General features: G+C 60.1%; 11 protein-coding genes and 1 pseudogene. 5 read left to right on the top strand and 7 right to left on the bottom strand.

Annotated features, from left to right (window positions below; genetic code table 11):
* Positions 1–4 precede the first annotated feature (4 nt).
* The 3 genes and pseudogenes from ACYZTY_RS27875 to coaBC form a co-directional block, all read right to left on the bottom strand.
* Positions 5–1,408: pseudogene (locus ACYZTY_RS27875) on the bottom strand (phosphomannomutase/phosphoglucomutase); the annotation flags it as partial.
* Positions 1,409–1,768: 360 nt separating this feature from the next.
* On the bottom strand, positions 1,769–2,224 hold the full coding sequence (gene dut / locus ACYZTY_RS27870) for a dUTP diphosphatase (RefSeq protein ID WP_010465200.1): 456 nt from the start codon (positions 2,222–2,224) through the stop codon (positions 1,769–1,771).
* A gap of 5 nt (positions 2,225–2,229) precedes the next feature.
* On the bottom strand, positions 2,230–3,438 hold the full coding sequence (gene coaBC / locus ACYZTY_RS27865; protein WP_077748581.1) for a bifunctional phosphopantothenoylcysteine decarboxylase/phosphopantothenate--cysteine ligase CoaBC: 1,209 nt from the start codon (positions 3,436–3,438) through the stop codon (positions 2,230–2,232).
* A gap of 137 nt (positions 3,439–3,575) precedes the next feature.
* Between coaBC and radC the strand changes: the two genes are divergently transcribed.
* Positions 3,576–4,250 carry a RadC family protein gene (radC, locus tag ACYZTY_RS27860; protein ID WP_461956307.1) on the top strand — a complete coding sequence of 225 codons (675 nt, stop codon included), beginning with the start codon at positions 3,576–3,578 and terminating at the stop codon, positions 4,248–4,250.
* Positions 4,251–4,383: 133 nt separating this feature from the next.
* On the opposite strand, the gene ACYZTY_RS27855 is transcribed toward radC, so the two are convergent.
* Entirely contained in the window at positions 4,384–5,970 is a 1,587-nt protein-coding gene (locus ACYZTY_RS27855) for an ABC transporter substrate-binding protein (RefSeq protein ID WP_461956306.1), read from the bottom strand.
* Positions 5,971–6,415: 445 nt separating this feature from the next.
* Between ACYZTY_RS27855 and rpmB the strand changes: the two genes are divergently transcribed.
* Entirely contained in the window at positions 6,416–6,649 is a 234-nt protein-coding gene (rpmB, locus tag ACYZTY_RS27850; RefSeq protein WP_007894701.1) for a 50S ribosomal protein L28, read from the top strand.
* A gap of 11 nt (positions 6,650–6,660) precedes the next feature.
* On the top strand, positions 6,661–6,816 hold the full coding sequence (gene rpmG, locus ACYZTY_RS27845) for a 50S ribosomal protein L33 (RefSeq protein WP_007894709.1): 156 nt from the start codon (positions 6,661–6,663) through the stop codon (positions 6,814–6,816).
* A gap of 194 nt (positions 6,817–7,010) precedes the next feature.
* Here rpmG and ACYZTY_RS27840 read toward each other — a convergent pair whose 3' ends face one another.
* Positions 7,011–7,373 (bottom strand): cupin domain-containing protein, encoded by a 363-nt coding sequence (locus ACYZTY_RS27840; RefSeq protein WP_461956305.1) that lies wholly within the window; start codon positions 7,371–7,373, stop codon positions 7,011–7,013.
* 237 nt (positions 7,374–7,610) lie between these two features.
* Here ACYZTY_RS27840 and ACYZTY_RS27835 point away from each other — a divergent pair, with 237 nt between their 5' ends.
* Complete coding sequence (locus ACYZTY_RS27835) at positions 7,611–9,104, top strand: aldehyde dehydrogenase (RefSeq protein ID WP_461956304.1); 1,494 nt, start codon at positions 7,611–7,613, stop codon at positions 9,102–9,104.
* Positions 9,105–9,359: 255 nt separating this feature from the next.
* Positions 9,360–10,505, top strand: a complete 1,146-nt coding sequence (locus ACYZTY_RS27830; protein ID WP_461956303.1) for an MFS transporter — start codon at positions 9,360–9,362, stop codon at positions 10,503–10,505.
* A 132-nt stretch (positions 10,506–10,637) separates the two neighbouring features.
* Here ACYZTY_RS27830 and ACYZTY_RS27825 read toward each other — a convergent pair whose 3' ends face one another.
* Positions 10,638–12,206, bottom strand: coding sequence for a phospholipase D family protein (locus ACYZTY_RS27825; RefSeq protein WP_461956302.1), 1,569 nt, complete (start codon positions 12,204–12,206; stop codon positions 10,638–10,640).
* Between the two features lie 60 nt (positions 12,207–12,266).
* Positions 12,267–13,700, bottom strand: a complete 1,434-nt coding sequence (locus ACYZTY_RS27820) for an aminotransferase-like domain-containing protein (RefSeq protein ID WP_461956301.1) — start codon at positions 13,698–13,700, stop codon at positions 12,267–12,269.
* Positions 13,701–13,826: the final 126 nt, after the last annotated feature.

Genomic DNA, 13,826 nt, shown 5'->3' with positions numbered 1-13,826 from the left:
TGAATCAGAACGGTAGTTGGAGATCAGGTGCAACACGTTTCAACTGGACTTTGAAAACGTCCTTGATGCGCTGCAATTCAGCCTCGTCATCGGCCTCGAAGCGCAGCACCAGCACCGGTGTGGTGTTGGACGCGCGAACCAGGCCCCAGCCTTTGGCATAGTCGACTCGCACGCCGTCGATCGTGGTCAGGTCGGCGCCTTCGCCCCACTTCGCGTCGTGCAATGCATCAATGATGCTGAATTTGCTCTCTTCGGTCACATGGATATTGATTTCCGGCGTAGAAATATCGTTCGGGAAGGTCGCAAACAGCTCTTCCGCGGTGGATTTTTCCTTGCTGAGGATTTCCAGCAGACGCGCAGCGCTGTAAATGCCGTCGTCAAAACCGAACCAGCGCTCCTTGAAGAAGATGTGCCCGCTCATTTCGCCGGCCAACAGGGCGCCGGTTTGTTTCATTTTCTTTTTGATCAACGAGTGACCGGTCTTCCACATTAGCGGACGACCACCGTATTCCTTGATCAAAGGCGTCAGGCGGCGGGTGCATTTGACGTCGAAGATGATCTCCGCGTCAGCGTTGCGCGCCAGTACGTCGCGGGCGAACAGCATCAGCAGGCGGTCCGGGTAGACGATGCTGCCGGTGTTGGTCACCACGCCGACGCGGTCGCCGTCGCCGTCGAAGGCCAGGCCGAGGTCAGCGTTGGTTTCCTTGACCTTGGCGATCAGGTCCACGAGGTTTTCAGGCTTGCCCGGGTCCGGATGGTGGTTCGGGAAGTTGCCGTCCACCTCGCAGAACAGCGGGATGACTTCACAGTTCAACGCTTCGATCAATTGCGGGGCGATCACGCCGGCCGCGCCGTTGCCGCAGTCGACCACGACTTTCAGGCGACGAGCCAGTTTGATGTCCTGGACGATTTCGGTGTTGTAGCGGTCGAGGATCTCGACCTGGGTGACGCTGCCCTTGCCGCTGCTCAGGTTGTTGGTCTTGAGGCGGTCGTGCAGGGCCTGGATCTGTTCGTTGGCCAGGGTGTCGCCAGCGATGACGATTTTGAAACCGTTGTAGTTCGACGGGTTGTGGCTGCCGGTCAGCATCACGCCCGATTTCCCAGCCAGTACGTTGGCGGCGTAGTACAGCGCCGGGGTTGGCACCAGGCCGACGTCGCTGACGTGGCAACCGCTGTCGGCCAGGCCTTTGATCAATTGTTCGACCAGTTCCGGGCCGGAGAGTCGACCGTCGCGGCCAACGGAAACGTTCGGTTCGTCCTGGGCCAGGCTCTGGGCGCCGATGGCGCGACCGAGCCAATAAGCGGTCTCAGCGTTCAGGAATTCCGGGACGGTGCCGCGAATGTCATAGGCGCGGAAGATGCTGTCGGGGAACTTGGGTGCGACTTGGGCTGGGCTGCTCATTACTGGAAATGCTCCATCTCGAAGGTGGCTGGACCTGTCTGCGAAGAACTCGTCAGCAGGCGCAAACTGAAGGATATGACGGCGTTTTCCACTGAGAGTTCGTGGTGTGTAAAGGCCATGCCACCTGCGTTTGCGAGGTAATGACCGGTCAATGCCTTGATTTTCGGCGGTAAAACTTCCAGCTGAGCGTTGTGCAAATTTCAGCAGGGCCCGTACCTGTGGCGAGGGAGCTTGCTCCCGCTGGGCTGCGAAGCGGCCCCAAAAACCTGTCAGTCATTACCGATTTTTGTGAGTGCTACGCACTCAAGCGGGAGCAAGCTCCCTCGCCACACAAGCCCCTTCACCACAAGGTTGTCATCTATCCAATCAGTGGCTGCCGGAATGCCCGAAACCGCCGGCACCACGCTCGGTTTCAACGAATTCTTCGACCATCTCGAAGTGCGCTTGAACCACCGGCACCAGGACCAGTTGAGCCAGACGTTCACCAACCACCATATTGAAGTCGGTCTGGCCACGGTTCCAGCACGAAACCATCAGCGGCCCCTGGTAATCGGAGTCGATCAAACCGACCAGATTGCCCAGCACGATGCCGTGTTTATGGCCCAGGCCGGAGCGCGGCAGAATCAGCGCCGCCAGGCCTGGATCGCCAATGTAGACGGACAGGCCGGTAGGGATCAGCAGGGTTTCGCCCGGCTTGATCACGGTGTCTTTTTCCAGCATGGCGCGCAGGTCGAGGCCGGCGGAGCCTGGGGTGGCGTACTGCGGCAGCGGGAATTCGGTACCGATGCGGGGGTCGAGGATCTTGGCTTGCAAAGCGTGCATGTAAATTAAACCTGGTTCAGACGTTCGGCGATAAAAGTGATCAGCTGGCGAGCAATCTTGCTCTTGCTGGTCTGGGCGAAAAGTGTGGCGTGCAGCTCACGGTCGATCACGCTGCAGGCGTTTTCTTCGCTGTTGAAGCCAATACTCGGGTTGGCGACGTCGTTGGCGACGATCAAATCGAGGTTCTTGTCTTTCAACTTGCGTGCAGCGTAATCGAGCAAGTGTTCGGTTTCGGCGGCGAAACCGACACTGAACGGACGGTCGGGGCGCGTGGCGATGGTGGCCAGAATGTCTGGGTTGCGCACCATCTGTAGCAACAAGCCGTCGCCGTTCGTAGGGTCTTTCTTGAGTTTCTGTGGGGCGACGACTTCCGGGCGGTAATCCGCGACCGCTGCCGAGGCGATAAACAGGTCGCAGGGAATCGCGGCTTCGCAGGCAGCGAGCATGTCGCGAGCGCTGACCACGTCGATGCGGGTAACGCGATCCGGGGTCGGCAGGTGCACCGGGCCGGTGATCAGCGTGACGCGGGCGCCGGCTTCCACTGCGGCTTCGGCCAAGGCAAAGCCCATTTTCCCGGAGCTGTGGTTGGTGATGTAGCGCACCGGGTCGATGTTTTCCTGGGTCGGGCCGGCGGTAATCAGCACGTGTTTGCCGGTCAATGCCTGACGCTTGAAGCAGTCCGCCGCGCATTGGGCGAGTTCGACGGCTTCGAGCATGCGGCCCAGGCCGACGTCACCGCAGGCCTGGCTGCCGGAGGCTGGGCCAAAGGCTTTGATGTCGCGGCTTTCGAGGGTTTGCAGGTTGGCCTGGGTTGCCGGGTCGCGCCACATCGCCTGGTTCATCGCCGGGGCAACGGCGACCACGGCGTCGGTGGCCAGCACCAGCGTGGTCAGCAGGTCGTCGGCAATGCCTTGGGCCAGACGGGCGATCAGGTCCGCAGTCGCCGGGGCGATCAGTACCATATCGGCCCATTTGGCCAGTTCGATGTGACCCATGGCAGCTTCAGCCGCCGGGTCCAGCAGGTCCAGATGAACCGGGTGGCCGGACAGGGCCTGCATGGTCAGCGGGGTGATGAACTCGCTGCCGCCACGGGTCATGACCACGCGCACTTCGGCGCCTTGGTCGATCAGGCGGCGAACCAGGTCGGCGCTCTTGTAGGCAGCAATACCGCCGCCGACGCCCAGAACGATGCGTTTCCGATACAGCCGCTGCATAGGTCTGCCTTTCATTTCGTTGATGACTGCGTGGCGATACCCCCTCCCCAGGAGTGAAATCGCTCGCAAAAAAGATGGGCTACGATATCACAGCGACCGCTATGGAACAGCGGCGCCCAAACACACATGGAGGTGCTATGAGCATTCGCGATTGGCCGGCGGCGGAGCGGCCGCGGGAGAAGTTACTGGAGCAGGGTTCGGCGAGTCTTTCGGACGCCGAGTTACTGGCCATCTTTCTACGAACCGGCGTGTCCGGCAAAAGCGCGGTGGATTTGGCGCGGCATCTGTTGCAGCAATTCGGCAGCCTGCGCACGTTGCTCGAGGCCGACCTTCGGACCTTCAGCAGTGAGCTCGGACTTGGGCCAGCAAAGTTCGCGCAGTTGCAGGCTGTGCTGGAAATGGCTCGCCGGCATCTGGCAGAACGGTTACGGCGTGATTCGGTGATGGAGAGCCCGCTGGCGGTGCGGGACTATCTCAAGTCGATGCTGCGTCACGAGCCGCATGAGGTCTTCGGCTGCCTGTTTCTGGATTCCAAACACCGGGTGCTAGCGTTCGAGGTGCTGTTTCGCGGCTCCATCGACAACACCAGCGTGTACCCGCGACAGGTGGTCAAGCGCGCTTTGGCCCACAACGCCGCCGCATTGATCCTCTGCCATAACCATCCGTCGGGCAATCCCGATCCCAGTCAGGCCGATCGATTGCTGACCAAACGCCTGCAAGAGGCGCTGGACCTGGTTGATGTGCGGGTGCTCGACCATTTCATCATTGGGGACGGCGATCCGCTGTCGATGGCGGAGTATGGGTGGATGTAGCTCTGACGGGAGAAGACAAACCCCATGTAGGAGTGAGCCTGCTCGCGATGGCGTCGTGTCAGTCACCTTGTCCGGTAACTGAAAGAATGCAATCGCGAGCAGGCTCACTCCTACAGGTTTTGTGTAGGGCGGGTTATTTGATGTTGACCTTCGAATAGTCCTGGCGGCCGAACGGGCTGACCGAGTAGCCCTCGACGTCCTTGCGCGTCAGCGCGAAGGCAGTCGGGTGAGCCAGCGGCAGCCACAGCGCCTGCTGCTGGATCTGCGCCTGAGCCTGTTCGTAGAGCTTGGTGCGTACACCTTGCTCGCCGGTGGTCTTGCCGGCGCTGATCAACTTGTCCAGGTCCTGATTGCAGTAACGGGCGAAGTTGGTACCGGACTTGACCGCGGCGCAGGAAAACTGCGGTGTGAGGAAGTTGTCCGGGTCTCCGTTGTCACCAGCCCAGCCCATGAACAGCAGGTCGTGCTCACCGGCCTTGGCGCGGCGGATCAGCTCGCCCCATTCGATCACCCGGATTTCGGCTTGGATACCGATTTCTGCGAGGTCGGACTGCAGCAATTGAGCGCCGAGGCTTGGGTTGGGGTTCAGCGTGCTGCCGGAAGGGCGGGTCCAGATGGTGGTCTGGAAGCCATCCTTGAACCCGGCCTTGGCCATCAATGCCCGGGCCTTTTCGACGTCGTGCGGGTAGCCCGGCAAGCCTTTGGCGTAGCTCCAGGTGTTGGGCGGGTACGGGCCATTGGCGGCCTCGGCGGTGTCTTCGAACACGGCTTTGACGTAGTTGGCCTTGTCGAACGCGAGGTTGATCGCCTGACGCACTTCAGGTTTATCCAGCGGCGGATGCTGGCTGTTGATGCCGACGAATGCGGTCATGAAGGCGTCAGTCTTTTCGACTTTCAACGTCGGTTCTTTCAGCGCGGCCTGTACGTCCAACGGTTTGGGCGACAGGGCGATCTGGCACTCGTTGCGGCGCAGTTTCTGCAAGCGCACGTTGGCATCCGGCGTGATGGCGAAGATCAGCGGGTCCACTGAAGGCTTGCCACGGAAGTAGTCCGGGTTGGCCTTGTAGCGAATCGAGGCATCTTTCTGGAAACGCGTGAAAACGAATGGGCCGCTGCCGATCGGCTGGCTGTTGAGCTTCTCGGGCGTGCCTGCCTTCAGCAGTTTGTCGGCGTATTCGGCGGAATAGATCGAGGCGAAGCCCATGCTCAGGGTCGCGAGGAAGGTCGAGTCCGGATGATCTAGGGTGAAACGCACGGTCAACGGGTCGAGTGCGTCGATCTTCTTGATCAGCGCTGGCAACTGCATCGACTGGGCGTGCGGGAAGCCGCTCTGGGCGACCTTGTGCCAAGGGTTTGCCGGGTCGAGCATGCGGTCGAAGCTGAACTTCACGTCTTCAGCGGTCAGCTCGCGCGTCGGGCTGAAGTACTCGGTGCGGTGGAATTTCACTTGCGGGTGCAACTTGAACACATACGTCAGGCCATCGGGCGTGACTTCCCAGCTGTCCGCGAGGCTGGCGACCACTTTGCCGCTGGCCGTATCGAAGTCCACCAGGCGGTTCATCAGCACGTCGGCCGAGGCATTGGTGGTGGTCAGCGAGTTGTATTGCACCACGTCGAACCCTTCCGGGCTGGCCTCGGTGCAGACGCTCAGGGCGGCGGCATGGGCCAATGGGCTCAGCAGAAGAGGGGCGAGCAGCAGCGGTAGGGCAGCGAGGCGCATGGTCGGATTCCTTTACAGATCGAAGGCCCATCTGCAAGTGCAGTCTGGAAAAGGCCTACCCTAGTGGGCTCTTTTGCAAATGACTATCCCCTTTTTCATTTTCAGGGGACTATGGGCGATTGTTTTCGGTGAGTGCTGGCTGAAAAAATCCTGGATTGGCCGGTTAGCCGATTCTCTGCGACGAGCGGTCTCTATCGATGACAGCCTTTATCCAAGGCGCTCGCAGCTCGAAAAACGGGGTTTTTATCAAGTCCGTGCACACGGAATGTTGTTGCTCTTCAGTCTTTCTGGTATAAAGCAGCGCTCTTTTCTAGGGGCCCGGTTCCTTCACTGTAGGTGTAGCCGGTAAGACCTCTAAAGAAACGCGGCGCCTGGCGCCAAATGACTGAGAGATTAAGCGGCCAACCCATGCCGGGTTGGGCATGTGGTTTTAGAGGGCTGAGGCATGTCGAGAGTATGTCAAGTTACCGGTAAGGGTCCGGTGACTGGGAATAACATTTCCCACGCAAACAACAAAACCCGTCGTCGTTTCCTGCCGAACCTGCAGCATCACCGCTTCTGGGTTGAAGAAGAGAAACGTTTCGTGCGTCTGCGCGTATCTGCCAAAGGCATGCGTATCATCGACAAGCGTGGCATCACTGTCGTGCTGGCCGAAATCCGCAAAGCCGGCAAGATCTAAGGGAGCTAATCATGCGTGAATTGATTCGTTTGATTTCGAGCGCCGGTACTGGTCACTTCTACACTACCGACAAGAACAAGCGTACTACCCCGGACAAAATCGAGATCAAGAAATTTGATCCGGTTGTTCGCAAGCACGTGATCTACAAGGAAGGCAAAATCAAGTAATTGATTTTTCCCTCTTACGAAAAAGGCCCGTATCGCGAGATACGGGCCTTTTTTGTTGCCTGTGGATTATGCGGTGCTTGTCAGGGACTCATCGTCGGAACGCCGCCCGGAGCAGGCTCGCTCCTACATTGGAATGCGGTCAACTGTAGGAGCGAGCCTGCTCGCGATAGCGTCGGTCCAAACAACACAAATCTTCAGGCCTTCTGTTCAAACGCCACATAAATCTTGCGGCACGTTTCCAGCACTTCCCAAGTACCCCGGAACCCGGCCGGGATCACAAAACGATCACCCGCACGCACGGTTTTGCTGTTGCCATCGTTGTCGCGCAGCACTGAAACACCCTGAACGATTTCGCAGTATTCGTGCTCAGTGAAGTTCACATGCCACTGCCCGACGGCGCCTTCCCACACGCCCGCATTCAACTGGCCACAAGGGCTGTTGTAGTGGTTGTAAACCACTTGTTCGGGGTCGCCCTTCAAGATTCTCGCCTGGTCCGGTCTGTAGCGCTCGGGCTCGGTAGTAGCCTGGCTGAAGTCGACGATGTTCTGGATGCTCATTCTTATAATCCCCCGTGATTGCGGCGCGATGGCTGAAAAGACCCAAAGTCTATGTTTATTAAAATGAACACTGCAAGGCCGTTTGCCGACCTTATGTCAAATATATTGAAACAACCCCGGCCACTGGTTTAGGGTGGCGGTTGCCCATGGCCGATTAGCAGACTGGCCGGGCAGAATTCCTGGGGACGTCCGCGAAGACCGCGGGGCGCTCGTATTCAATAAGAGGAGGACACTCGAATGACCACCCTGACTCGTGCCGATTGGGAACAACGGGCTCGCGATCTGAAGATCGAAGGCCGTGCCTACATCAACGGCGAATACACCGATGCCGTCTCCAGCGAGACCTTCGAGTGCATCAGCCCGGTCGACGGCCGTCTGCTGGGCAAGATTGCCAGCTGTGACGCCGCCGACGCCCAGCGCGCTGTTGAAAACGCCCGCGCCACGTTCAATTCCGGTGTCTGGTCGCGCCTGGCGCCGACCAAACGCAAAGCCACCATGATCCGTTTCGCCGGCCTGCTGAAACAGCACGCCGAAGAGCTGGCCCTGCTTGAAACCCTGGACATGGGCAAGCCGATCAGCGATTCCCTGTACATCGACGTTCCCGGTGCGGCGCAAGCTCTGAGCTGGAGCGGTGAGGCCATCGACAAGATTTACGACGAAGTCGCCGCGACCCCCCATGACCAACTGGGTCTGGTGACTCGCGAGCCTGTGGGCGTAGTCGGCGCGATCGTGCCGTGGAACTTCCCGTTGATGATGGCCTGCTGGAAACTCGGCCCGGCGCTGTCGACCGGTAACTCGGTGATCCTCAAGCCGTCGGAAAAATCGCCGTTGACGGCGATTCGCATTGCCGCGCTGGCCGTCGAAGCCGGCATCCCGAAAGGCGTGCTCAACGTGCTGCCAGGCTACGGTCACACCGTCGGCAAGGCCTTGGCCCTGCACAACGATGTCGACACGCTGGTGTTCACCGGTTCGACCAAGATCGCCAAGCAATTGCTGATCTACTCCGGCGAATCGAACATGAAACGCGTCTGGCTTGAAGCCGGCGGCAAGAGCCCGAACATCGTGTTCGCCGATGCCCCGGACCTGCAAGCCGCAGCCGAAGCGGCGGCCGGTGCCATCGCCTTCAACCAGGGCGAAGTCTGCACCGCCGGTTCGCGTCTGCTGGTCGAACGCTCGATCAAGGACACTTTCCTGCCGTTGGTGATCGAAGCGCTGAAAACCTGGAAGCCGGGCAACCCGCTGGACCCGGCGACCAACGTCGGTGCGCTGGTGGATACCCAGCAGATGAACACCGTGCTGTCCTACATCGAATCCGGCCACGCTGACGGTGCCAAACTGGTGGCTGGCGGCAAGCGCACGCTTCAGGAAAGCGGTGGCACTTACGTTGAGCCAACGATTTTTGACGGCGTAACCAACGCGATGAAAATCGCTCAGGAAGAAATCTTCGGCCCAGTGCTGTCGGTGATCACTTTCGACACCGCCGAAGAAGCCGTTGCGATTGCCAACGACACGCCATACGGCCTCGCCGCTGCGGTGTGGACCAAGGACATTTCCAAGGCTCACCTGACCGCCAAAGCACTGCGCGCCGGGAGCGTCTGGGTCAACCAGTACGATGGCGGCGACATGACTGCCCCGTTTGGTGGCTTCAAGCAGTCGGGTAACGGCCGCGACAAGTCGCTGCACGCGTTCGACAAGTACACCGAATTGAAGGCGACCTGGATCAAGTTGTAAGTCAGTGAAGGGGGCCTGCCAAATCAGGCTCCCGAATACAGAAATCCCTGTGGGAGCAAGCCTTTGTGGTGAGGGGATTTATCCCCGTTCGGCTGCGAAGCAGTCGCAGAACCGATGCATGCGGTGTATCTGATACTCCGTTATTGCAGGTTTTGGGGCCGCTGCGCGACCCAACGGGGATAAATCCCCTCGCCACAAGGCTCGCTCCCACATTGTTTTGTGTGGTGCCAAAAATTATCCACAGGAGCGTGGAACATGCGTTGGGCGACTTACTTCGCCGTGTTGGCGTCTGTCTTGAGTGTCGGCCTGGCCCTGGGTGTCAGCATGCCGCTGGTGTCGTTTCGCCTGGAGAGCTGGGGCTACGGCTCATTCGCTATCGGCGTAATGGCGGCGATGCCGGCCATTGGCGTGCTGCTGGGGGCGAAGATCTCCAGCCATCTGGCCTCGCGGCTTGGTACGGCCAATCTGATGCGCCTGTGTCTGTGGGCCGGGGCGGTGTCCATCGGCTTGCTGGCGCTGTTGCCAAGTTATCCGGTCTGGTTGGTGTTGCGGCTGATGATCGGGGTGATCCTGACCCTGGTCTTCATCCTCGGCGAAAGCTGGATCAATCAACTGGTGGTCGAACAATGGCGCGGGCGATTGGTGGCGCTGTATGGCAGCAGCTATGCGCTGAGTCAGTTGGCCGGGCCGTTGCTGCTGGGCGTTCTGGGCACCGAACACGATTACGGATTCTGGGTCGGCGTCGGTTTGCTCACGACGGCGCCGTTCCTGCTGCTGGGCCGCAGCGGCGCGCCGACCAGCGAAGCCTGCAGCGTGACCTTCAGCGACTTGTGGGGTTTCTGTCGAGGGCTGCCGGCGATTGCCTGGGGCGTGGCGCTGTTCGCGGCGTTCGAGGCGATGATCCTGACCCTGCTGCCGGTCTATTGCCTGCGCCAGGGTTTCACCACGGAAATCGCCCTGGCGATGGTCAGCACCGTGGTGGTCGGCGATGCCTTGCTGCAATTGCCGATTGGTGCGCTGGCGGACTACCTGTCGCGACGCACGTTGTTCACCGGCTGTGCTGTGGTGTTGATGCTCTCGAGCCTGGCGATCCCTATGCTGATCGACACGCTGCTGATCTGGCCGTTGTGGGTGCTGTTTGGCGCCAGCGCCGGGGGATTATTCACTTTGTCGCTGATCCTGATCGGCGAACGGTATCGCGACGATGCACTGGTGCGAGCCAATGCGCATATTGCGCAGCTGTGGGGCATTGGTTGCCTGATCGGACCGTTGGCCGCCGGTGCCGGCAGCCAGTGGATCAGCGGGCATGCGTTGCCGTTGTTGATGGCGGCGGGGGCGTTCGGGTTGGTGGTTTTGCTGAGGCGCCAAGGCGCGTTTGGCACGGTTGCCGAGCCTGCCTGACGCCGAAATGCCAACCAAATTTCCCTGTAGGAGTGAGCCTGCTCGCGATAGCGGGGAGTCATTCAGCACCTGTGGTGACTGGCACGACGCCTTCGCGAGCAGGCTCACTCCTACAGGGATGTTTGTTGTCTGTTACAGCATCTTCTCTAGTCCCACGGCGGTGCTCATCCACGCATTGAACCGGCGCCACAAGCTTCCCGGTTCCTTGGTCAGCACGTGCATTTTGCCGTCGTCCTCCGTCTCCCAGACGATCCGGTCGTTTTCCAGTTTCACCTGATAACTCAGGGGCGGCGCCATACCTTCCATGGCCGCTTTGCGCACATAGACGGCGAGCTCGGGGCTGTCCACCAACACACCGACTTCGGTGTTCCACAGCACCGAGCGCGGGTCGAAGTTGAATGAGCCGATGAAGGATTTTTGCTGGTCGAAGATCATCGCCTTGCTGTGCAGGCTGGAATCGGAACCCCGGTAGGATTTGCCGTAGAAAATATGCGGCCCGCTGCCGCCACCTTCGCCGGGTTGGCGGCGCAATTCGTACAACTTCACACCATGCTCCAGCAGCGCCCGACGATAAGGCGCATAACCGCCGTGCACGGCCGGCACGTCCGTGGCTTCCAGGGAGTTGGTCAACAAGTGCACCGACACCCCGGCATCGGCCCGGCCTGTGAGATACACCAGCCCGGGTTGCCCCGGTACGAAGTAAGCCGAGATCATGATCAGTTCTTTGCTGACGCCTGTCAGCTCGGGCGCCAGTTGCGTGGTCAGCAGCAAATGCGGGTCGGGCTCACCGTCTGACAGGACCTTGCTCGGTGCGTCCCACAACGCCTGGTTCCACGCCCAGATCAACTCCCGGCGCCAGATGTCCATGCGTGGCTGTGTGGTGTAAGTCATCAGTTGCTGATACAGCGCGTGATTCTGCTTGCGCGTTTCTTCCAGCGATTCTTCCAGGCGCGTGCGGGTATTTTGCAGGTCTTTTTGCGTTGGTTTGCTCGACAGGAATTCGTCGATCGGTTTGCTCAGTGCGCTGTTCCAGTACTGGTCGAAACTGTGGCCAAGTTGCTCGGCCACCGGCCCGACGCCGAGCATGTCGATGTCGGTGAAATTCAGGTTGGGCTCGACATCGAAGTATTCGTCCCCCAGATTGCGGCCACCGACGATGGCGGCGCTGTTGTCCGCCAGCCACAATTTGTTGTGCATGCGCCGGTGTTGTAGCGACAGGTTGAACAACCGGCCCATGGTACGCGTCACACCGGTGCTGCGGCCCAGGTGCAGCGGGTTGAACAGACGGATCTGAATCTGCGGGTGCGCGGCGAGGGTCGCGATGATCCAGTCCAGGCCATCGCTGGTGGTGTCATCGAGCAGGATTCTCACCCGCACGCCGCGGTCTGCTGCCTTGAGCAACTCGTCCACCAGCATCCGCGTGCTGATGCCGTCATGCACGATGTAGTACTGCAAGTCGAGGCTGCTTTGGGCGTTGCGGATCAGCTCGGCACGGGCCATGAAGGCTTCGCTGCTATTGGACAGCAAACGGAAGCCGGACTTGCCCTCATGGGGCGCGGCCTGGGCCTGGATTGAACGACCGAATGCCGAATCGCTGGCGGGCAGGGTCTGGCTCGGTTCGCGTTGAACGTCGAAGCTGGCGCAACCGCCCAGGAACGAGGCAAGTAACAGAAGAGCGAGCAGGGGCTGTCTGACTCTCATGTGGGATCGTTCCGATTGGCGGCAAATGTCGACATATGGACGCTGGTTTCCTGAGAAAGGTCAGTCGGTGATGCGATCCGTTTCCGCCAGCAGTTTGATCGCCGCGGCGCCGACCTTGCGCACCGCCTCTTCAATCAGCGGTGTTGGCTTGGCAGCGTAGTTCATCCGCAAGCAATTGCGGTACTTGCCCGAGGCGGAAAAGATGCTGCCGACGGCAATCTGTACGCCTTGATCGTGCAGGGCGCGATTCAGTTTCAGGGTGTCGAAGCCGTCCGGCAACTCGACCCACAACATGAAGCTGCCTTGCGGGCGACTGGCGCGGGTGCCAGCGGGGAAGTAGCGGGTGACCCAATCGATCATCATGTCGCGATTGCGTTGGTATTGCGTGCGCATCCGCCGCAAATGCGGTTCGAAATGCCCAGCCTTGAGAAACTCGGCAATCGCAATCTGCGGTTGTGGCGCCGTGGAGCCGGTGCTGATGTATTTCATGTGCAGCACTCGCTCCAGATAGCGGCCCGGTGCTACCCAACCAATGCGCAGTCCGGGCGCGAGGGTCTTGGAAAAGGAACTGCAGAGCAGGACGCGGCCGTCTTCGTCGAAGGATTTGATCGTGCGTGGGCGCGGGTAGCTGTAGGAAAGTTCGCCATACACATCGTCTTCGATAATCGCCACGTCGAAACGCTGTGCGAGCAGCAACAACGCGCGTTTGCGCGACTCCGGCATGATGTAGCCCAGCGGGTTGTTGCAGTTGGGGGTCAACTGTATGGCCTTGATTGGCCACTGCTCCAGCGCCAGTTCGAGCGCATCGAGGCTGATCCCGGTGATCGGGTCGGTAGGGATTTCCAGGGCTTTCATGCCCAGGCCCTTGAGGGTCTGCATGGCGCCGTGAAAGCTTGGCGAGTCCACCGCCACAATATCCCCCGGCTCGCAGATGGCGCGGATGCTGGTGGACAGCGCTTCGTGGCAACCGGTGGTCACCACCAGGTCGTGGGCCGTCAATTGGCAACCGGAATCAAGCATCAGGCGGGCGATCTGTTCGCGCAGTTCGAGGGTGCCGTAGATGTTGTCGTAATACAGGCCGGGCATGTCCTGTCGACGGCTGATTCGCGCCAGGTTGCGCAGCAGCGGTTTCATGGTCGGCGTGGTGATGTCCGGCATGCCGCGACCGAGTTGCACAACGTCCTTGCGGGGGACGGCGCGGATCAGTTCCAGCACCTGATCCCACTGCGAAATATCCACCGGGCGCTGGGCCGGGCGGCCAATGGCCGGCAGCTCCGGCAGTTCGCGACCCACCGGTACGAAGTAGCCGGACTTGGGTTTGGGAGTCGCCAGCCCGCTGTCTTCCAGCACGCGATAGGCCTGCTGCACCGTGCTCAGGCTGACCCCGTGCTCGACACTCAACGCCCGCACCGAGGGCAGCCGGTCACCGGGGCGATAGAAGCCCTGTTCGATACGCGTGCCGAGCAATTCGGCGAGATTGACGTAAAGGGTCATGGTGCAGTCTCGGTATGGGTGATTCGGTTAACCAATACAGATCGGGAAAAAATATAGGATTCAGACGCTAAATCGGTAAATCTGTATGGAGTTAATACAGGTTTGTTGGATCTGTATTGCTTTTTG

Source organism: Pseudomonas sp. LB1P83 (assembly GCF_054897885.1).
This window is presented reverse-complemented; position numbering and strand designations above follow the sequence as displayed.